Raw genomic sequence first — 19,114 nt, forward strand, 5'->3', positions numbered from 1 at the left:
CGGCGGCCGGTGCATGTCGTCAGCCGCCCGCGAGCTCGCGCTCCAGCGGCGTCCGGAAGCTCGGGATGATCGACGCGCCGCCGAGCCGCGGCTCCAGCGAGGCGGCGGCCTGCTCGACGGCGGCGGCCGCCTCGGCGCCGGCGTCCTCGAGCAGCCGCCACCGGATGGCGCCGCCCTGCATGCCCCAGCCGCCGACCACCCGCCCGCCCCACCACACCGTGGGCCCGATGTTGCCGTTGCGGTCGAACAGTGCCTCGCGGTGCGGGCCGAGGAACCAGTCGCGTCGCTGCCAGCCCATCGGCGTGGGATCGAGGGCGGGGAGCAGCGTGGCCACCGGCGCGGGGTCGGCCTCGGGCTCGACGTCGTCGGCGAGGACGATGCCGGGTTCGCCGTCGAGCTCGACGTCCGCGGTGTCGAGCCCGGCGAGGACCTTGCGCGTGACGCCGAGGGTCCACCCCGTCCACCACTGCACGTCGGCGACCGTGGCCGGGCCGAACACCCGCAGCCAGCGCCGGGCCAGCTCGGCACGCGCGTCGGCCTCGGGCACGTCGGGCAGGCCGTCGGGCCACAACCCGCGCACCGACGCCCACCGGTGCTGCCGCGACAGCCATGTCCCCGCGGGCCGGCCCCGCACGACGCGGCCGTCGGCGCCCATGAGCGTGAGCACGCGGCTGGTGATGTTCTGCTTGACGTCCCACCTCTTGTCCGTGGTCGGCAGGACGGCCGTGCGCAGCCGCGGTTCGGCCTTGGCCAGCTCGGTGGCCAGCGCCTCACCGCGTTCGTCGAGCGCCTTCTCGGTGCCGGTCACGACGTCGGCCAGCCAGGCGGCGACGTCGCCCTCGACGGGCGGGTCGGTGGGCAGTGTGCTGAGCTGCTGGACCAGCTGGCGGCGCAGGCGCTCGGCGATGGCCAGCCCGGCGGCGCTGTGCACGACCGGCACGAACTCCGTGGGCGTGACGAACATGGTGCGCCGCATGGCGATGAGCTTGACCAGCGTGTGGTCGTCGTAGAGCGCCGCCGACACGTCGCCGAGCGTCGCCTCAGGTGCTCTGACCAGCGCCGACACGTATACCGTGGCGGGGTCGGTGGCGTGCAGGACGACCATGCCGCCGGCCGCGGCGGCGACCGACCCCGCCGGCGTCTCCCGGGCGAGGTGGTGCCGGCGCAGCAGCCGGGCGCGGCGCTGTTCGGCGCTGATGGTGAGCACGTTCCGATCCTGGCACGGCGCTCCGACAACGTCGGAATGTCCAGGATTCACTGGACCACGGAAAGGGAACGATCTCCACGTATCGATTGACAGCACCTCTAAGGTATGTCTTTGGAACAATTCTTCTCGGTCCGTGGACTTCTCGGGGGGATCCGTGAGTCAACCCAAGGCAACGGAAGAACGGCGTTACCGCCTGGAAGTGGCGGTCGTCATCCTCATCGGCCTCGCCATCGCCGTCGGTGCCGTCATCGCGATCCTCAGCCTGGGCGGGTCGTCCGGCGACGACCTGCAGCAGGAGTTCGGCGGCCTCTCCGCGGGCGTCGAGTAGGCGTCAGCTCCAGCGCACCCGCACCTGGGCGCGCCAGTCGCGCAGGATGCTCGGGCGGCCGGTGGCGGTGAGCTCGTCGCCGCGATTCCACAGGCCGAGGTAGAGCTGCGCCGCGGTGCCGGACAGCTCGGCGTCCGGCGCCGGCTCCGGCGCGGCGCCCGCCGTCGTCGTCAGCGACTCCGGCTCGACCCGCAGCAGCCAGGCGTCGCCGGTGTCGGTGGCCCGGACGGCGATGGTGTACGGCTCGTCGGTGCGCAGCTTGCCGCGGCCGCGGGTGATGAAGCCGGCGAGCAGCTCGTCGACGCCGTCGGCGGCCAGCTCCGGCGCGACGGCCACTTCGGCCGCCGCCGGCACCCGGCCGAGGTCGGCGGCCAGTGCGTCGGCGCCGTGGATGGTGGTCTCGTGGGCCTGCCGCCGGGCCCAGAACCGTCGCGGCGGCGGTGCGTCCTTCAGGAACACCATGGCATCGACGTCGTCGGGCGCGGCCGCGATGGTCGCGAGCAGTGCGTCGAGACCGTCGGCGAACCAGGCCAGCAGGTCGGGCGCCGTCCGCGCCGCCTCCACCGAGTCACCGGTGTCGTGGTTCTTCTCGCCGCGCAACTGGGCCGCCGCCCAGCGGTGCACCATGCCCTGGTGCGTGACCAGCGCCCGCACGTCCCAGTTCGGGCAGGTCGGCACGGGCGCCTCGAACCCGGCCCGCACCGCGGCGTCGCGCAGTGCCGCGCCGCTGCGGGCCAGCAGCCTCACGTGGTCGTGGAGCTCGAGCCGGGTCGCCACGAACGCATCGTAGACGCCGCCACCGACGCCCTCACCACTCCGCGAACGAGCCGTCCCGGTGCCGCCAGACCGGGGCGCGCCAGCGGTGCCCCACCTCGTCGGCGCGGCGGACGGCGTCCTCGTCGATCACGATGCCCAGCCCGGGCGCCGACGGCCGCTCGACGTGGCCGTCGACGAACCGGAAGACGGCGGGGTCGACGAGGTAGTCGAGCAGATCGTTGCCGACGTTGTAGTGGATGCCGAGGCTCTGCTCCTGGATGAGGAAGTTCGGGGTCGCGAACGCCACCTGCAGGCTCGCCGCCAGCGCGATCGGGCCGAGCGGGCAGTGCGGCGCCAGGCTCGCGCCGGTCACCTCGGCCTGCGCGGCGATGCGGCGGACCTCGGAGATGCCGCCCGCGTGCGAGATGTCCGGCTGCACGACGCTGACGCCGGCGGCCAGCGGCTCGACGAACTCGTGCCGGCCGAACAGCCGCTCGCCGGTCGCGATCGGCACCGAGCTCGACGCGACCACCGAGGCCAGCTGGGCGCCGAGCTCCGGTAGCACGGGCTCCTCGACGAACAGCGGGTGCAGCGGCGCCATCAGCGGCAGCAGCCGGCGCGCATTGGCCGGCGAGACCCGGCCGTGGAAGTCGACGGCGACGTCGCGGTCCGGGCCGAGCACCTCGCGGGCCGCGGCCAGCCGCCGCAGCACGTCGTCGGTCTCGGCGACGGTGGCGATCGGCCCCAGCGCAGCGGACCCGTTCATCTTGACCGCGGTGAAGCCCTCGGCCACCTTGGCCGCGATGGCGTCGGCGACCTCGGCCGGCTCGTCGCCGCCGACCCAGGTGTAGATGCGGACGCGGTCGCGCACGGGGCCCCCGAGCAGCGCGTGCACCGGCGCGCCGTACACCTGGCCGGCGATGTCCCACAGGGCCTGGTCCAGCCCGGCGACGGCGCTGGAGAGCACCGCCCCGCCGCGGTAGAAGCCGCCTTTGGAGAGCACCTGCCAGTGGTCCTCGATCCGCAGCGGATCCTGGCCGACGAGGTAGTCGGCCAGCTCGTGGACGGCGGTGCGGACGGTGTCGGCGCGCCCCTCGACGACCGGCTCGCCCCAGCCGACGATCCCCTCGTCGGTGACGACGCGGCAGAACAGCCAGCGCGGCGGGACCTGGAACGTCTCGATCGCGGTGATCTTCACTCGGACTCCTTCCCGGACGCGATCGCCCGGACGTCGCGGTCGGCCTGGATCAGCAGGTCACGGACGGCGCGCTCGGCGGCGTCGGCGTCGCCGCGGGTGACGGCATCGAGCACGACGCGGTGCGCGGGGACGCTGTCGGCCCGCCGTCCGCCGCCGTGCACCAGCAGGTCACGGGCGCGCAGGCCGGTCGCGATGACCTCCTCCAACTGCCGCAGCAGCGCGTTGTGCGCGGCGGCCAGCAACGCCCGGTGGAACGCGAGGTCGGCCTCGACGACGGCGTCGACCGAGGCGTCCGGATCGGCCATGCGATCGAGGGCCTCGCTCAGCGCGGCGAGGTCGGCGTCGGTGCGGCGGGCCGCCGCCAGTCGCGCACCGGCCGGCTCGACGATGTCGCGGACCTCGGCGAGGTCACCCAGGAACACGTCGTCGGCGCGGTTCTGCGCCTGCCACCGCAGCACGTCGGCGTCGAGCAGCGCCCACTCCTCGCGCGGGCGGACGATGGTGCCGCGCTTCGGCCGGGCGTCGACCATGCCCTTGGCGGCCAGCACGCGCAGCGCCTCGCGGACGACCGTGCGGCTGACGCCCAGCTCTTCCTCGAGCTTCACCGGATCGAGGGCCGCGCCCGGCGCGACGTCGCCGCGGACGATCACCTCGCCGAGATGCGCGACCACGGCGCCGTGGATGCCCCTGAACATACTCATGCCGACGCTCCTCGATCCGCGGCCGGTCGGATAGCTGCAGGTCCGGCGGGCGGAGCTGCTGCGGCCCCGGCCGACCGGGTGGCGTGGGCGCGAGCGCCGGTGCTGTCGGTGCCCGCCCGTAGGGTGGGCCTCCCACCCGGCCGGGAGGGGACCCGACCTCGGCCCGCGAGCGCGAGGCGCGGACCGGCGAGCGCGACCGGAGAACCCGCGAGCGCGAGGCGCGGACCGGCGAGCGCGGCGTCCGCAAGACCAGCGCCGAGGGGGCTCATGCGGAGTCCGCCGTCACGCTCCAGCCGCCGTCGACGACCAGGCTGGCGCCGGTGACGTAGGAGGCGTCGGCGGAGCCGAAGAACGCCACCGCGGCGGCCACCTCGTCGGGCCGGCCGAACCGGGCCAGCGTGGTGGCGCGGATGCTCCGCTCGCGGTCCGCCTCGCTGACGTCGTCCCAGGCCGGCGACATGATCGGCCCCGGGACGACGGTGTTGACGCGCACGTCCGGGCCGTAGTCGGCGGCCAGCTGCCGGCCGAGCGAGAGCAGCGCGCCCTTCGTCGCCGCATAGGCCGGCCGGCCGGGCAGCCCGCGCATCGCGTGTACCGACGACGTGATGACGATCGACCCGCGGCTGCGGGTCAGCTGGCCGACCAGCGCACGCACGGCGAGGAACGTCGCGGTGAGGTTGACGTCGAGCTGCCGGTGCCAGTCGGCCACGGCGAGCCGGTCGGCCGGCTCGATCACGGCGATGGCGGCGTTCGAGTGCAGCAGGTCCAGCCGGCCGGGCCCGTCCTCCAGGCGCCGGGCGACCCGCGCCCAGCCGTCCTCGTCGGCGACGTCCAGCGACATCCCCTCCGCGCCGCCGCCGAAGTCCGCGGCGGTCACGGACGCCTCGACCGCGCCGCCCAGGGCGGCTTCGTCGACGTCGGCCAGCAGGACGTGGGCACCCTCGGCGGCCAGCCGCTGCGCGGTCGCGGCGCCGATGCCGGAGCCGGCGCCGGTGACCAGCGCGACCCGGCCGCGGTAGCGGGGCGCGAGGACGCTGTCGGTCTCGCTCACGAGCGGCAACCTAGCATTCATCATCTTGTATGACTATTCGAATCGCGTCGGCGATGCGGTTGACGAACCGGATGTGATGGTTCACATTTGCTCCCATGACCGAGCGACCCGCAGACGGCAAGGCGAACCGCCCGCCGGACATCCACGCGGTCGCCCGGCATGCCGGCGTCTCGCACCAGACGGTGTCGCGGGTGCTCAACGACCATCCGCGCGTCCGTCCGTCGACCCGCGAGCGGGTCCGCGAGGCAATGCGCGTGCTCGGCTACATCCCCAACGTCGCCGCCCGCACGCTGATCACCCGCCGGTCCCGGACGCTCGGCCTGGTGGTGCTGAACGAGGAGCTGTACGGCCCCGCGTCGGCGCTGCGCCACATCGAGCAGGACTCCCGGTCGGCCGGCTACGGGCTGCGCATCCTCAACCTCCCGCCGATGGCCCGCAGCACCCTGCGTGAGGCCGTCGAGTCGCTGCGGCAGCAGTTGGTCGACGCCGTGATCGTGGTCGACCCGCACCCCGAGGACCAGCCGCTCCTCGGGCCGCTGCCGTCCGACCTGCCGCTGGTGACGGTGGGCGGGCTGCGCTCGGCGGGCGTGCCGAGCGTGTCGTACGACTCCGGGCCGGGCGTGCGCCAGGCGGTCGAGTACCTGCTCGGCCTGGGCCACCGGACGGTGCACCACATCGCCGGACCGGCCGGCTGGGCCGAGGCCGACATCCGCCGGACCGTCTGGCAGCGCACACTGGAGCAGGCCGGACGCGAGGTTCCGCCGCCCGTCGAGGGCGACTGGACGGCACGGTCGGGGCACGCCGCGGGGCTGGCACTGGCCGGCCGCGACGACGTCACCGCCGTGTTCAGCGCCAACGACCAGATGGCGCTGGGTCTGTTCCACGCGCTGGCCGAGCGCGGCGTCCGCGCACCCGAGGACGTCAGCGTCGTCGGCTTCGACGACGTACCGGACGCCGCGTACTACCGGCCGTCGCTCACCACGCTGCGGCAGGACTTCGCCGAGCTGGGCCGCCACACGGTCCAGCTGGCCCTCCGCCAGATCGAGACCGGGACCCGCGAGGGGGTCGAGAGCGTGACCCTCGCGCCGCCGAGCCTGATCCTGCGGGCCAGCACCGCACCGCCCCTGTCGACCTGACCCACACCCACCCGAACCGGCACGTCCAGGCACCCAGCACATGCATCGTGAAAATGTTAAGGATCACATCCAGGAGGACACCATGGCGCGCGTTCAACGACGAGCCCGCCCGGCCCGCCTCGCGGCCGCCGTCGCCGCGACGGCACTGCTGCTGGCGGCCTGCGGCTCCGACGACGAACCGACCAGCACCGGCGGGCAGACCGACGACACCGCTGACGCGGGTGGCGACACCGGCGCGACGCTGACGATGTGGGCCCGTTCGGTGACGGCGCCGCAGACCGAGGCGCTGGTCGAGGCGTACAACGCCACGCACGAGAACCAGATCGAGCTGACCGTCGTCCCGTTCGACAGCTACCTGCAGAAGGTGGCGGCGGCGGCCGGCGGCCGCGAGCTGCCGGACCTGCTGGCCGCCAACGTCGTCGAGGCGCCCAACTACGCGCAGCTCGGACTCTGGCAGGACATCGGCGACCGCATCGACTCGCTCGACCACGCCGACGCGCTGGCGCCTTCGCACATCGACGCGGGCACGGTCGATGACAAGCGCTACGCGGTCCCGCACGTGGTCGACACCTCGGCGCTCTACGTCAACACGAAGATCCTGGAGGCGGCCGGCGTCGACCCGGCCGACCCGGCGCCGACGCTGCGGGCACTCGCGGACAACATCGCGACGATCCAGGCGGCGAATCCGGACGTCCAGGGCCTCTACGTCGCCGGCAGCTGCGGCGGCTGCCTGGTCTTCACCATCTGGCCGTCCATCTGGGCCTCCGGTGGCGAGGTGCTCGGCGAGGACGGCACCGAGTCGCTGCTGGACCAGCCCGAGGCGCTGGAGGTGTTCGAGGCGTACAACCAGCTGTTCGCCGACGGCGCGATCCCCGAGGCCGCGCGGAACGAGGCCGGCCCGACCCAGAACGAGCCGTTCGCGAACGGCCAGGCGGCGTTCTCGCTGCTCGGCTCGAAGGCGCTCGCGACCATCCCGGAGTCGGACGCGCTCAGCATCGGCGTCGTGCCGATCCCGGGCGTCGACGGCGGCCGCTCGTCGTTCGTGGGCGGCGACGTCCTCGGCATCTCCTCGTCGTCGGAGCAGGCGGACGCCGCCTGGGACTTCGTCGAGTGGACGCTCAGCGACGAGGCGCAGCTCGAGGTCATGGCGAAGAACAAGAACCTCACCGTCCGCACCGACCTCGCGTCGAACCAGTACTCCGAGCAGGACCCCCGGCTGGTGCTGCTGAACGAACTGGTCGGCGAGGGCCGCACACCGTACGCGGGCAACTTCTTCCAGACCTTCAACGACCCGAACGGGCCGGGGCTGCCGCTGATGCGGGCCGGGCTGTTCGGCGACGATCCCGCGGCGGAGGTGCCCGAGCTCAACGGCGCCGTGAACGACTCGCTGCAGCGGAACTGATCGGAGCGACGTGAGCGCGATCGCCCTCACCCGGCGGCGCGGACGGCGGCACAGCATCCGCCGTCCGCGCACCGGATTCCTGCTCGTCCTGCCGGCGGCGCTGGTCGCGGTGGGCCTGTTCGTCGTGCCGCTGGTCCTGGCGGCGCGGATGTCGGTGTCGGACTGGCCGCTGCTGGGCGAGCCGTCCTTCACCGGCCTGGAGAACTACCGCGCGATCGCCGGCAACGATCTGGTCGGCCAGGCGCTCGGGTTCACCGCGAAGTACGCGGCGGTGATCCTGGTCGTGCTGCTCGCGGTCGCGCTGGGGCTGGCGATGCTGGTCCGGCGGCCGCGGCGCGGCGTCGGACTGCTGCGGACGGCGTTCTTCCTGCCGGCCGCCGTGGGCCTGACGTCGGCGGCGCTGCTGTTCTACGAGCTGTACTTCGCCGGGCTGTCGCCGGTGGACGACGCGCTCACCGGGCTCGGGCTCATCGACAGGCCGATCGACTGGCTGGGTCAGCCCGGGACGGCGTTCCTGTCGGTCGTCATCATGATGACCTGGCGGTTCGCCGGGTTCTACATGCTGATCCTGCTGGCCGGGCTGCAGTCCATCCCCGACGACGTCTACGAGGCGGCCCGGCTGGACGGCGCCAACCGGTGGCAGACGCTGCGGCACGTGACGCTGCCGCTGCTGCGCCCGTCGCTGGCGCTCTGCACGATCCTCATCATCACCGGCGCGCTGCTGGCCTTCGAGCAGTTCTACGTGCTGACGAACGGCGGGCCGGACAACTCGACCGTCACGCTGGTGATCGTCATCGTGCGCGAGGCGTTCTCGTTCCTCGACCTGGGCTCGGCCGCGGCGATCTCGATGGTCGTGCTCGGCGGGCTGATCGTGCTCAACGTCGTCCAGCTGCTCGCGCTGCGCCGGGAGAGGTGACCGTCATGACCGCCCTGCTCACGAGGCCGACGGCCGCCCCCGGCGCAGCGCGCCGGGCGAGACACCGCCGCGCCGGCGTCGTCTCCGGCGTCCTGGCCGCTCTGCTCGCGCTGCTGTTCGCGTTCCCGCTGGTGCGGGCCGCGATCCTGTCGGTGACCGACGGCGGCGGCCTCACCACGGACAACTACGGCAAGCTGGCCGACTTCGGCGCCGGCCTGCCGACGTACCTGTGGAACAGCGCCGTCGTCACGGTCATCACGGTGGCCGGGTCGCTGGCGCTGGCCATTCCGGCCGGCTACGGGTTCGCGCGGTACACGTTCCGCGGCAAGAACCTGATCTTCGTGCTCATCCTGGCGATCCTGATGATCCCGCACCCGACGATCCTGATCCCGCTGTATGTGCTGCTCGGCGACCTCGGCCTGCAGAACACGCTGATCGGCGTCGCGCTGGTGATGATCATGTTCCAGCTGCCGTTCTCGGTGTTCATGATGCGCATCGCGTTCTCCGCGGTGCCCGAGGAGCTGGAGGAGGCGGCCATGCTGGACGGCTGCTCCGAGACCCGCGCGATGCTGCGGGTGTCGCTCGCGGCGGTCGTGCCGAGCGTCGTGACCGTCGGGCTGTTCGCGTTCTTCGCCGCCTGGAACGAGTTCCTGACCCCGCTCATCCTGCTCAACGACGGCTCCCGGTTCACGCTGCCGATCGCCCTGGTCAGCCTGCGTTCCGGCGACTTCGGCGCGGTCGACCTCGGCGCGCTGCAGGCCGGCGTCATCGTGTCTGCGCTGCCCTGCGTCGTGCTGTTCCTGCTGCTGCAGCGGCACTACGTGCGCGGCCTGCTCGCGGGGGCGCTGCGTGGCTGAGCCGACCGCCGTCCCCTCTGACACCCCAGGAGGCTCCATGCCCGACGCGTCCCATCCGCAGCGCGGCCTGCCCGTCGCACCGTCACGCGGGCGGCTGACCCCGGTCCCGGCCGGCGACGTCGTCCTCGAGGACGGGTTCTGGCAGGCCCGGCAGGACCTCAACGCGAGCACCGTCCTCCCGCACGCGCTGGACTGGATCGACCGGCTGGGCTGGACCGACGCGTTCCGGCGGGCGGCGGCGGGCGAGGACGCGCGGCCCCGTCAGGGCAAGCTGTTCACCGACGCCGACGTGTACAAGACGGCCGAGGCGCTGGCCTGGGAGGCGAGCCGGACGCCGTCCGGTCCCGCGGGCGAGCGGCTGGCCGACCTCGGGGCGCTGATCCGCTCGGCTCAGGAGCCCGACGGCTACCTCAACACCTGGTTCGGGCACCGGCACGCCGCGGAGAAGTACACGAACCTCAGCCACGGCTTCGAGCTGTACTGCTACGGGCACCTGATCCAGGCCGGCGTGGCGCGCCTGCGCGGTGGCGCCGAGGACGACCTGACGGCGGCCGCGCTGGCCGCCGCCGACCACGCCGTCGCGACCTTCGGGGGCGACGGCGACACCCGGATCGACGGCCACCCGGAGATCGAGGCGGCGCTGGTCGAGCTGGCCCGCGTCACCGGACAGGAGCGCTACCTCGACCTGGCCGGACGGTTCCTGGCCCGGCGTGGCCACGACACCCTGGAGCACCACGCGATCGGCCCCGAGTACTACCTCGACGACAGCCCGTTGCGCGATGTCGACGTCCTGCGCGGGCACGCCGTCCGGGCGCTCTACCTGACCGCTGGCGCACTCGACCACGCCGTCGAAACCGGCGACGACGCTTTGGTCGAGCACCTGGTCGCGCAGTGGGACCGCACCGTCGCGACCCGCACCTACCTGCACGGCGGCATGGGCTCGCGGCACCTCGGCGAGTCGTTCGGCCACGACTACGAGCTGCCGACGGAGCGGGCCTACGCCGAGACCTGCGGCGCGATCGCCGGTGTCATGGCCGCTTGGCGGTTCACGCTGGCCACCGGCGAACCGCGGTTCGCCGACTACGCCGAGCGGGCCCTGTTCAACATGGTCGCCACGGCCCTGCATCCCAGCGGGCGGCGCTTCCTCTACGTCAACCCGCTGCATGTGCGGCACCCGCTGCCGGAACCGGGCGACGACGAGGCGCCGTTCCGCAAGGACACGCCGCGGGCGCCATGGTTCTGGGTGTCCTGCTGCCCGACGAACCTGGCCCGGCTGTTCGCGTCGTTCGCCGGCTACGTGGCGACCACGGACGCCGGCGGCCTGCAGCTGCACCAGCTGACCGCGGCCCGCATCGCGACCGACGTGGCCGGCCAGCGGGTCGTGGTGCGCGTCCACACGTCCTATCCGTGGGACGGCAGCGTCGAGATCGAGATCGTGGAGGCGGACGGCCGCGACTGGGAGCTGGCGGTCCGGGTGCCCGGCTGGGCCCGGTCGGCCCGCATCGAGGTGGCCGGCGACGTGCGCGTCGTGGTGCCGGGGACGGCCCGGGCGCGGCGCAACTGGCGCCCCGGCGACCGGCTGACGCTACGGCTGGACACCACGCCGCGGCTGAGCGTCCCGGACCCGCGCATCGACGCGGTGCGCGGCACGGTCGCCGTCGAGCGTGGGCCGCTCGTCTACTGCGCCGAGGTCCCCGGCGGCGCCGCCGAGGCGCGGCACACCCTGCCGGAGTCGCGACCCAAGCTGACCGAGGTGCCGGCCGGCGTCGACGGCCTGGACCCGGATGCCGTCGGCGTCGCCACCACCGTCCGGACCACCACCGAGGCCGCGATGCCCGCCTGGCCGTACGGCGCGGCGGCGCCCGAGGCCGAGACGACCGAGCACGAGCTGACGCTGGTGCCGCTCTACCTGTGGGGCCTGCGCGGCCCGTCGACGATGCGGGTGTTCCTGCCCGTGGAAGGGACGCAGAGATGAGTGAGGCGAGCGTGCGGCTGGTCCGCCGCGGCGAGCTGTCCGGCGCCACCGCCCAGACGGCGGGCGGGCTGGTCCGCCTGTCCGCCGTCTCGACGTCGATGACCGGATCGGCGGGCATCTGGATGGGCATCGCCGAACTGCCGGCCGGGCACGCCACCGAGGTGCACCACCACGGCGAGTCCGAGACCGCCGTGCTGGTGCTCGACGGCGTGACGCGCTGGTGGTACGGGTCCGGCCTGACCGAGCACGTGGTGGCCGAGGCGGGCGACTTCGTCTACGTCCCGGCCGGCGCACTGCACGTCGAGGAGAACCCGTCCACCACCGAGCCGGCCCGCATCGTCGTCGCACGGACCAGCGGCGAGGCGATCGTCGTCAACCTGCCCGACCACCCCGCCAACCCCCGCTTCCGCTGACGCCCGCCTGGAAATGATCACGTTGAGTAGGGGTCTGCTCGCTTCGCCAGGCATCCATTCCTGGTGAAGCGGGAGCACCCCCACTCAACGTGATCATCTAGCCGGGAGCCAGACGCGCATCGTCGACGAGCCGCGGTTGCCCCACGAGTGGTACGGGGTCAGCCGCAGCGTCACGGCGCCTTCCACGCCGGGTGCCGCAGGGCTGGCGATCCCCGTCCCCCGCTGACCTCCTCCCCACCCCGACCCAAGTTGATCTTGGAGTAGTTCGGCGCTCCATCGGACATTTCACCCGGCATTGCCGAACAACTCCAAGATCAACTTGGGCTCGACGCCGTGACGGCGGCGGCCGCGCGCGCTCCCAAGGCCGCGACCGCCACCCGCAGCGCGGGCGGTTCCTGGACGGTGAACGGGCAGCCGAGCGCCACCAGACGGGACGCCAGCCAGTCCATCGAGTCGTCCCGCCGGGCGTCCAGCCGGCAGTGCCCGTCGTCCACCGCGACGACCTGCCCCGGCGCGTCGCCGAGCCGGCCTGCCACCGCCCTCGCCGGCGCCTCGAACGTCACCACGACGCGCAACCGCGGCGTGCCCCAGTCGGTGCGCCGCCCGGCGACATAGGCCGCGGCGTCGTCGGCCGGCAGCGTCCGCTCCTCGCGCACCCGCACGCCGGTCGGCTGGACCCGCGCGATGCGGTCCACCCGGAACGTCCGCCAGCCGTCGCCCTCGCTGCCGAGATGACCGTGGTTGTCGGCGCCCGCCCGTAGGGTGGGATGACCCTCCCAACCGGGCGGGGTCTGCGCAGGGGCCCGGTCGACGTCACGGGCGGACGAGGACGTGCCGGCCGCCCGGTCGACGTCCCAGGCGACGAGGTACCAGCGGCGTCCGGCGGGCACCAGCGCCAGCGGCTCGACCAGCCGGCCCGACTCCGTCGCGTCACCGGACGTGTAGCTGAACCGCACCCGCTCCCGGGTCGCGGCGGCCGCTGCCAGCGCCGTCAGCACCTCCGGGTCGACCACCGGCCCGTCGGCGCCGAGCGGCAGCGTCGCCGCGCCGAGCGTCCGCACCCGGTGCCGCAGCCGCGGCGGCAGCACCTGCTCCAGCTTGCCCAGCGCCCGCACCGACGCCTCCTCGATGCCCGCGACAGCAGCCCCGGCGGACGCCCGCAGCCCCACCGCGATCGCCACCGCCTCCTCGTCGTCGAGCAGCAACGGCGGCAGCGCGGCGCCCGCGACCAGCCGGTAGCCGCCCGCCGCGCCCAGCGTCGCATCGACCGGATAGCCCAGGTCGCGGAGCCGGTCGACGTCGCGGCGGACGGTGCGCGGGCTGACGCCCAGCCGCTGGGCCAGCTCGCTGCCGGGCCACTCGCGCGGCGTCTGCAGCAGGGACAGCAGCGCGAGCAGCCGAGCCGGGGTGTCGGTCATGGATCCCAGCATGCGCCATAACTAGGACAAGAACAGACCTAGATGGCCCCTAGCGTCCGGCGCATGACACCTTTCACCATCGCCGTCCCTCAGTCCGACCTCGACGACCTGCGCGAACGTCTGGCCCGCACCCGGTGGACACCGCAGCTGCCCGGCGACGGGTGGGACCGCGGCGTGCCGACCGCCTGGCTGCGTGACCTCGCCGAGTACTGGCGCACCGGCTACGACTGGCGCGCCCGCGAGGCTCGGCTGAACGCGTTCCCGCAGTTCGTCGAGGAGATCGACGGACTGGATCTCCACTATCTGCACGTGCGCTCGCCGGAGCCGGACGCGCTGCCGCTGGTCCTGACGCACGGCTGGCCGAACTCGTTCGTCGAGTTCGCGCGCACGATCCCGCTGCTCACCGACCCGCGAGCGTATGGCGCCGAGCCGGCGCAGGCGTTCCACGTCGTCGTGCCGTCCGTGCCCGGCTTCGGCTTCTCGGCGGCTCCGCGCACGACGGGGTTCGGCATCGGCGCCGTCGCGGCGACGTACGGGCAACTGATGGACCGCCTCGGCTACGACCGCTACGGGACCCAGGGCGGCGACCTGGGCGCGTACGTCGCGCCGGAGCTGGCCCGGCAGCACCCGGACCGCGTCGTCGGCGTGCACATCGACGGCGGCTTCGGCTTCCCGACCGAGGACGACGTGCCCGGCATGACCGAAGCCGAGCGGGCCGAGTGGGACCTCATGCAGCAGTGGATGGCGGGCGGCGTCGACCACCACGCGCTGCTGCGCGCCGCACCGCAGACCTTCGGTCACGGCTGGCACGACTCGCCGGTGGCGCTGCTGGCCTGGCACGCGCACAAGTTCCAGGAGTTCTCCATGTCCGACCAGCCGCTGCTGGACGTCATCGACCGCGACCTGTTCCTCGACAACGTCAGCATCTACTGGTTCACGAAGACGGCGGGGACGTCGTCATGGCCGATGTACGAAGGGCTGGGCAACGCCGACGGTGCGCGCTTCGCGTGGCCGAAGGGCCAGAAGGCGGTGCCGTCAGGCGTCTACGGCGGCGGCTCGGCGCTGATGCAGCGGCTGGCCGAGCGGGACAACACCATCGTGCACTGGCCCGAGGGTAATCCGGGCCGGCACCACTTCGTCGCCATGGAAGAGCCCGCCGGGCACGTCGAGGACATCCGGGCGTTCTTCGACAAGGTCCGGTGACCCCCCGGCGGGTCGATCGGGCGAGATTCACAGTGTCTCTGACTACCCTCGGAGCATGCGCCCCTACTCGCCCCGGCCCGGAGGGGTCGTCCTCGGCCTGCTGATGTTCCTGGCAGGCGCTCTGGGCACCTGGGCGAGCTGGCGATGGTTCGTCGACACCGCTGTCGGGCAGCGCATCGACCAGGTCGCCTTCCGCGGCTCCGGCATCGGCCGGTCCACGTTGTGGTCCGGCGCGGAGCAGGTGCTCGACGTCGTGTCGGTCCCGTTCGTCGTGGTCGTGCTCGGCGCGGTCGCGCTCATCGCCCTGATGCGGCAGCGGTGGCTGCTTGCGCTGCAGGTCATCGTGCTGGTCGGCGGCGCCAACCTCACCACCCAGGTGCTCAAGCACGTCGTACTGGACCGCCCGCGTCTCGCCGCCGACACCGGCCCGCTGGACAACTCGCTGCCCAGCGGGCACACGACGGTCGCGGCGAGCGTCGCGGCCGCGCTGGTCCTGGTGGTGCCGCGACGCGCCCGGCCGGCGGTCGCGATCGTCGGCGCCGGGTACACCGCCCTCACCGGTGTCTCGACCATGGTGGGCGGCTGGCACCGGCCGTCCGACGTCGTCGCCGCCGTCACCGTCGTGCTCGCCTGGGCCGGGCTGGCGACGGTGCTCACCGCGCTGAGCAGCCCGGAGCGCATGCCGTCGCCGCCGGTCGGCAACGCCCCGACGGCCGTCGTCACCGGTCTCTTCGTCGTGGCGGCCGGGGTCGCCGGCGCCATGTCCGCGTCGGCGCTCCTGCGCACCCGCGACGTGCTGAACACCGCCGGTGAGGTCACCGAACGGTCCGATCTGGCGACGGCGTACGTGGGTGCCGCGCTCGGCGTGGTGGCCGCGACGGCGCTCGCCTTCGCCGCCATACTGGTCGCGCACCAGGTCGCCAGCCGCCCCGCGCAGGCCGGTCGGTCGTCGTCCGCCAGGTCCGTTTCCGCGGGCGTCTCCTAGGCCTTCACTACTGTCACGGCAGCGTGCCGGACGAGCGGGAACAGGTGTTCAACGCTGCCCGCCGAACTGATGGTCAAGAGTTGACATAGTCTTCCAAAGAGGGCTACACAACGGCGCGCCTGAGCGGCACACTGGCGTAATGACCTCTCGTACACCGGCCGCGAGGCCTGTTTTTCCTTCTAGCCCGTTCCGCCCCGCTGCCCCTCCCCCCCTCCAGAAGTTCTCCGTCGATGACCTGCTCACTCACGACCGTCACGGTCTTGGCCGCGTTGTCAGCGTGCCCGGCGACCACGAGGTACACGTCGATTTCGGCACCGCGGTACGCCGCATCGCCCTGCCGAACCCGAAGGTCACCCGGCTCTGAGCCGTCGCCTTTCTGAAATAGCCGCAAAACATCACCGAAACGTCCCGGCATCCGGCCGCCCGGCATCGGGTTGTGTCAATATCCGCCATGCCGGCCGGCCGGGGCGGGACGCTCATCTCCACATGCGCCGCACACCGGTCAGCCGATCCGGGTTCCGGAACCCCAGCACCTGCACGACCTGGCCGTCCCTCGTCTCGATGAGACCGGCCACGTCCAGCCGCCCGTCCAGCCAGCCGACGACGCCGGGCTCGCCGTTCAGCTCCGCGTACTCGAACCGGTAACCGGCCATCTCGCCGCGCGCCACCAGGCCGCGGAGGAACCGGGCCACCTTGTCCGCGCCCACGATCGGGCGGCGGGCGGCGCGCACCTTCCCGTCGGTGTCGTTGATCATGACGACGTCGGGAGCGAGAACCTCCATCAGCTCGGCCAGGTCGCCCTCCGCGGTGGCGCGAAGGAAGCGCTCGGTGACCGCCCGGCGCTGCTCCGGGTCGGTGTCGAAGCGCGGGCGCCGCGCCTGCACGTGTTCGCGGGCCCGGTGCGCGACCTGGCGTACCGACGCCTCGCTCCGGTCCAGCGCCGTCGCGATCTCCGCGTGCGCGAACCCGAACACCTCACGCAGCACGAACACCGCCCGCTCGATCGGCGTCAGCGTCTCCAGAACCACGAGCATCGCCATCGAGACGTCCTCGGCCAGTTCGACCCCACCGGCGGCGTCCGGGCCGGTCACCAGCGGCTCCGGCAGCCACGGCCCGACGTAGGTCTCGCGGCGGGTGCGCAGCGTGCGCAGCCGGTTCAGCGCCACCCGGGTCGCGATGCGCACGAGGTACGCCTTCGGCTCGACGACGTCGGAACGATCGGCGGCGGACCACCGCAGCCAGGTGTCCTGCACGACGTCCTCGGCGTCGGCGACGCTGCCGAGCAGCTCGTAGGCGACGGTGAACAGCAGGCCGCGGTGCCGCTGGAACGGGTCGTCGGTCATGGCGCCGGCGTCTCGCAGCGGTCCTTGAACCCCTGCCCGGTCAACCCGAGTGCGGCGTTGTTGCGGTTGCGCAGGTTCTCCAGTCCGACGGTGGCCGTCAGCTCCACCAGCTCGGCCTCGCTCAGGTCGTTCCGCAGCTCCGCCACCATCTCGTCGGTCACCTCCGGCGGTGTGGCGGTCATAGCCTCGGCATAGGCCATCACCCGGCGTTCCAGCGCAGTGTAAAGGTCGCTGTCGCGCCACCCGGTCACCGCGCGCAGCTTGGCCGGGTCGACGCCGGCGTGGTGGTTCTCCCAGTAGCCGAAGTCCATGCACCAGGCGCAGCCCGTACGGGCCGACGTCGCCAGCAGCGCCAGCGCCTTGAGGTCGCGGTCGAGCGTCCGCCACCGCCCCGCGCCGGCCTCCAGCAGACCTATCGTGCGGAGCACTCTCCGGTTGTGCGCAGCGGCGGCGACCGGATCGAGGACGACGCCGTAGCGGCGACGCAGGACGAGGCGGACCAGCCGGTAGCCGAGGGTGGGCTTCGGGTCGAGGGAGATGCGTGCCATGCCCACTCAGACACGCACCGGCGCGCCGTTGTGACACGCCTCTGTGGCAGAGTCGCGCGTGATGTCCTTCACCTACCCCGAGGTCGGCGCCACCCGCGACGGCGGGCCGCTGCCGTCCGGCTACCACCACGCCCGGGTCCGCGAACGCATCGGCCACGGCCGGGCCGCCTTCACCGCCGTCGTCGAGGGCGTCGTGACGTTCGAGCTGCACCGCAGCATCGGCCTGCGCGTCGCCACGTCGCAACCGCGCGCCGCTGAGGGCGTCCGGGTCACCAGCACGCTGGCCGGGCTGCTGCGGGTCCCCTGCGAAGTGGTCTGGGTGCTCGACGAGGACCGCCGCGGCGGGTACGCCTACGGCACGCTGCCCGGCCACCCCGCGCACGGCGAGGAGTCCTTCGTCGTCGACCTCGACGACCACGACGACGTCTGGTTCACGGTGACGGCGTTCAGCCGGGCGGCCGCCTGGTACGCCCGCCTGGGCGGCCCACTCACCCGTACCGCCCAGGCCGTCGCCACCCGCCGCTACGTCACCGCGGCACGCCGTATCGCCGAACGCGCAGCGCGCTGATCGGCCCGCGGCTCTCCGTCGCCGTCCGCGCTGGTCCGGACCCGTCCGCACAGCGAGATGATCAGCGGGTGAACGTGACCTGGACCTCGACGATCTGTCCGGTATGGTGTAGGAATCGAAGTGGGATCGTGCCGGTCATCGGAACGGTCTCGCCCTTCCGGCGGTCGACCACCGGACCGAAGGGTCCAGCGATGACACCGGGCTGACGCCCGGGGTCCCAGAGCAGTTCACATCACGGGTCCATTCGACGAGTGCCGTGGAGTCCGAACACCGGCGGGGGTCAAGCAAGAGCCGCCGAGCCATCGGATCCATGGCAGCGTTCGGGTACCGGTTGCGGCCCCGGCTCGCTGCGGAGGCCGGGGTCGCAACCTCCGGCCGGCAAGGCATCCTCGTGCCATGCCCGATCGCGTGCTCACCGTCTCGCCGGAACGGCTCGAGGCCTGGCTGGCGGGCTTCGCTCGCCGGCACGGCGCCACCACTCACCGCGCCGAGCCCGACGCCGTCGTCGTCGAGGCGGCCGACGGGGCGGTCGCGCGCTGCGCGGTCCCGTTCCCGCCACTGGAACCCGACGGCGCCGCACCCTACAGCGGCCTGCTCACTCACGCCGTCCGCAACCGCAGGGTCGGTGTGCTGCTGGTCCGCCGCGGCGGCTACGCGACCGGCGTCTTCGACGGCGCCGCGCTGATGACGTCGAAGGTGGGCTCGCGGCACGTGCAGGGCCGGACGGCCGCCGGCGGTCAGTCGCAGCAACGATTCGCCCGGCGCCGCGAGAAGCAGGCCCGCGAAGCGTTCGAGGCCGCGGCCGATGTCGCGGCGCGCGTCCTCCTGCCGCACGTGGCCGAGCTGGACGCCGTCGTCACCGGGGGCGACCGCGCGGCCGTCGACCACGTGCTCGCCGACCGGCGGTTGACGGCACTGGCGCGGCTGCGCGACCGCTCCGCCGGACTTCCGCACCTGGCCGTGCCGGACCCGAAGCGGGCGGTCCTCGAGGCGACGCCGGCCACATTCCGGGCGATCCGCATCACCCTCTCCGAGCCGGACAGCGCGTGATCAGAACGACACCGCCGAGTCCGGGCCGTCGCTGGTCGCGCCCGATGGGCAGGCGTAGG

Annotated in this window: 20 protein-coding genes; 11 read left to right on the forward strand and 9 right to left on the reverse strand. The window is 73.2% G+C overall.

Annotated features, from left to right (window positions below; all coding sequences use genetic code 11):
- Positions 1–19: 19 nt before the first annotated feature.
- Positions 20–1,207, reverse strand: a complete 1,188-nt coding sequence (locus tag DZA62_RS05240; protein WP_198663439.1) for a winged helix DNA-binding domain-containing protein — start codon at positions 1,205–1,207, stop codon at positions 20–22.
- A gap of 199 nt (positions 1,208–1,406) precedes the next feature.
- On the opposite strand from DZA62_RS05240, the gene DZA62_RS37155 reads away from it, so the two are divergent.
- The gene (locus DZA62_RS37155) at positions 1,407–1,535 is read left to right on the forward strand and encodes a hypothetical protein (protein WP_269813846.1); all 129 of its coding nucleotides are present in this window, start codon (positions 1,407–1,409) and stop codon (positions 1,533–1,535) included.
- Between the two features lie 3 nt (positions 1,536–1,538).
- Here the strand turns inward: DZA62_RS37155 and DZA62_RS05245 are convergent, their stop codons facing one another.
- The 4 genes from DZA62_RS05245 to DZA62_RS05260 all read right to left on the reverse strand — a co-directional run bounded on the left by DZA62_RS05245 (position 1,539) and on the right by DZA62_RS05260 (position 5,241).
- Complete coding sequence (locus DZA62_RS05245; protein WP_198663440.1) at positions 1,539–2,312, reverse strand: maleylpyruvate isomerase N-terminal domain-containing protein; 774 nt, start codon at positions 2,310–2,312, stop codon at positions 1,539–1,541.
- A 31-nt stretch (positions 2,313–2,343) separates the two neighbouring features.
- Positions 2,344–3,489 carry a galactonate dehydratase gene (gene dgoD, locus DZA62_RS05250; RefSeq protein WP_116947744.1) on the reverse strand — a complete coding sequence of 382 codons (1,146 nt, stop codon included), beginning with the start codon at positions 3,487–3,489 and terminating at the stop codon, positions 2,344–2,346.
- Entirely contained in the window at positions 3,486–4,190 is a 705-nt protein-coding gene (locus DZA62_RS05255; protein WP_116947745.1) for a FadR/GntR family transcriptional regulator, read from the reverse strand. Before DZA62_RS05255 ends, dgoD begins: the two co-directional genes overlap by 4 nt.
- 265 nt (positions 4,191–4,455) lie before the next feature.
- Positions 4,456–5,241, reverse strand: a complete 786-nt coding sequence (locus DZA62_RS05260; protein ID WP_232827266.1) for an SDR family NAD(P)-dependent oxidoreductase — start codon at positions 5,239–5,241, stop codon at positions 4,456–4,458.
- Positions 5,242–5,336: 95 nt separating this feature from the next.
- Here DZA62_RS05260 and DZA62_RS05265 point away from each other — a divergent pair, with 95 nt between their 5' ends.
- From DZA62_RS05265 to DZA62_RS05290, 6 genes are all read left to right on the forward strand, one after another.
- A complete protein-coding gene (locus DZA62_RS05265; RefSeq protein WP_116947746.1) occupies positions 5,337–6,377 on the forward strand; it encodes a LacI family DNA-binding transcriptional regulator in 1,041 nt (346 codons plus the stop codon).
- An 82-nt stretch (positions 6,378–6,459) separates the two neighbouring features.
- The gene (locus DZA62_RS05270; protein ID WP_116947747.1) at positions 6,460–7,779 is read left to right on the forward strand and encodes an ABC transporter substrate-binding protein; all 1,320 of its coding nucleotides are present in this window, start codon (positions 6,460–6,462) and stop codon (positions 7,777–7,779) included.
- A gap of 10 nt (positions 7,780–7,789) precedes the next feature.
- Positions 7,790–8,695 carry a carbohydrate ABC transporter permease gene (locus DZA62_RS05275; RefSeq protein WP_198663441.1) on the forward strand — a complete coding sequence of 302 codons (906 nt, stop codon included), beginning with the start codon at positions 7,790–7,792 and terminating at the stop codon, positions 8,693–8,695.
- 5 nt (positions 8,696–8,700) lie between these two features.
- Positions 8,701–9,552 (forward strand): carbohydrate ABC transporter permease, encoded by an 852-nt coding sequence (locus DZA62_RS05280; protein WP_116948142.1) that lies wholly within the window; start codon positions 8,701–8,703, stop codon positions 9,550–9,552.
- 37 nt (positions 9,553–9,589) lie between these two features.
- Complete coding sequence (locus DZA62_RS05285) at positions 9,590–11,527, forward strand: glycoside hydrolase family 127 protein (protein WP_116947748.1); 1,938 nt, start codon at positions 9,590–9,592, stop codon at positions 11,525–11,527.
- Entirely contained in the window at positions 11,524–11,940 is a 417-nt protein-coding gene (locus tag DZA62_RS05290; protein ID WP_116947749.1) for a cupin domain-containing protein, read from the forward strand. Before DZA62_RS05285 ends, DZA62_RS05290 begins: the two co-directional genes overlap by 4 nt.
- Positions 11,941–12,033: 93 nt before the next feature.
- On the opposite strand, the gene DZA62_RS37490 is transcribed toward DZA62_RS05290, so the two are convergent.
- Together DZA62_RS37490 and DZA62_RS05295 are read right to left on the reverse strand one after the other, a co-directional pair.
- Positions 12,034–12,126 (reverse strand): hypothetical protein, encoded by a 93-nt coding sequence (locus tag DZA62_RS37490; protein ID WP_408618146.1) that lies wholly within the window; start codon positions 12,124–12,126, stop codon positions 12,034–12,036.
- Positions 12,127–12,254: 128 nt separating this feature from the next.
- Positions 12,255–13,358, reverse strand: a complete 1,104-nt coding sequence (locus DZA62_RS05295) for a helix-turn-helix transcriptional regulator (RefSeq protein ID WP_198663442.1) — start codon at positions 13,356–13,358, stop codon at positions 12,255–12,257.
- A gap of 63 nt (positions 13,359–13,421) precedes the next feature.
- Here DZA62_RS05295 and DZA62_RS05305 point away from each other — a divergent pair, with 63 nt between their 5' ends.
- Together DZA62_RS05305 and DZA62_RS05310 are read left to right on the forward strand one after the other, a co-directional pair.
- On the forward strand, positions 13,422–14,561 hold the full coding sequence (locus DZA62_RS05305; protein ID WP_116947751.1) for an epoxide hydrolase family protein: 1,140 nt from the start codon (positions 13,422–13,424) through the stop codon (positions 14,559–14,561).
- 55 nt (positions 14,562–14,616) lie between these two features.
- Positions 14,617–15,546, forward strand: coding sequence for a phosphatase PAP2 family protein (locus DZA62_RS05310; protein WP_116947752.1), 930 nt, complete (start codon positions 14,617–14,619; stop codon positions 15,544–15,546).
- A gap of 476 nt (positions 15,547–16,022) precedes the next feature.
- On the opposite strand, the gene DZA62_RS05320 is transcribed toward DZA62_RS05310, so the two are convergent.
- Together DZA62_RS05320 and DZA62_RS05325 are read right to left on the reverse strand one after the other, a co-directional pair.
- Positions 16,023–16,889, reverse strand: coding sequence for an RNA polymerase sigma-70 factor (locus DZA62_RS05320; protein WP_116947754.1), 867 nt, complete (start codon positions 16,887–16,889; stop codon positions 16,023–16,025).
- A complete protein-coding gene (locus DZA62_RS05325) occupies positions 16,886–17,437 on the reverse strand; it encodes a carboxymuconolactone decarboxylase family protein (RefSeq protein ID WP_116947755.1) in 552 nt (183 codons plus the stop codon). The genes DZA62_RS05320 and DZA62_RS05325 overlap by 4 nt, the downstream gene beginning before the upstream one ends.
- Before the next feature lie 61 nt (positions 17,438–17,498).
- Here DZA62_RS05325 and DZA62_RS05330 point away from each other — a divergent pair, with 61 nt between their 5' ends.
- Positions 17,499–18,005: a DUF1990 family protein gene (locus DZA62_RS05330; RefSeq protein ID WP_116947756.1), complete on the forward strand. Its 507-nt coding sequence runs from the start codon at positions 17,499–17,501 to the stop codon at positions 18,003–18,005.
- A 396-nt stretch (positions 18,006–18,401) separates the two neighbouring features.
- Positions 18,402–19,055, forward strand: coding sequence for an acVLRF1 family peptidyl-tRNA hydrolase (locus DZA62_RS05335; RefSeq protein WP_116947757.1), 654 nt, complete (start codon positions 18,402–18,404; stop codon positions 19,053–19,055).
- Positions 19,056–19,114: the final 59 nt, after the last annotated feature.

The sequence above is a fragment of the Jiangella endophytica genome (assembly GCF_003427025.1).
Taxonomy (GTDB): Bacteria; Actinomycetota; Actinomycetes; order Jiangellales; family Jiangellaceae; genus Jiangella; species Jiangella endophytica.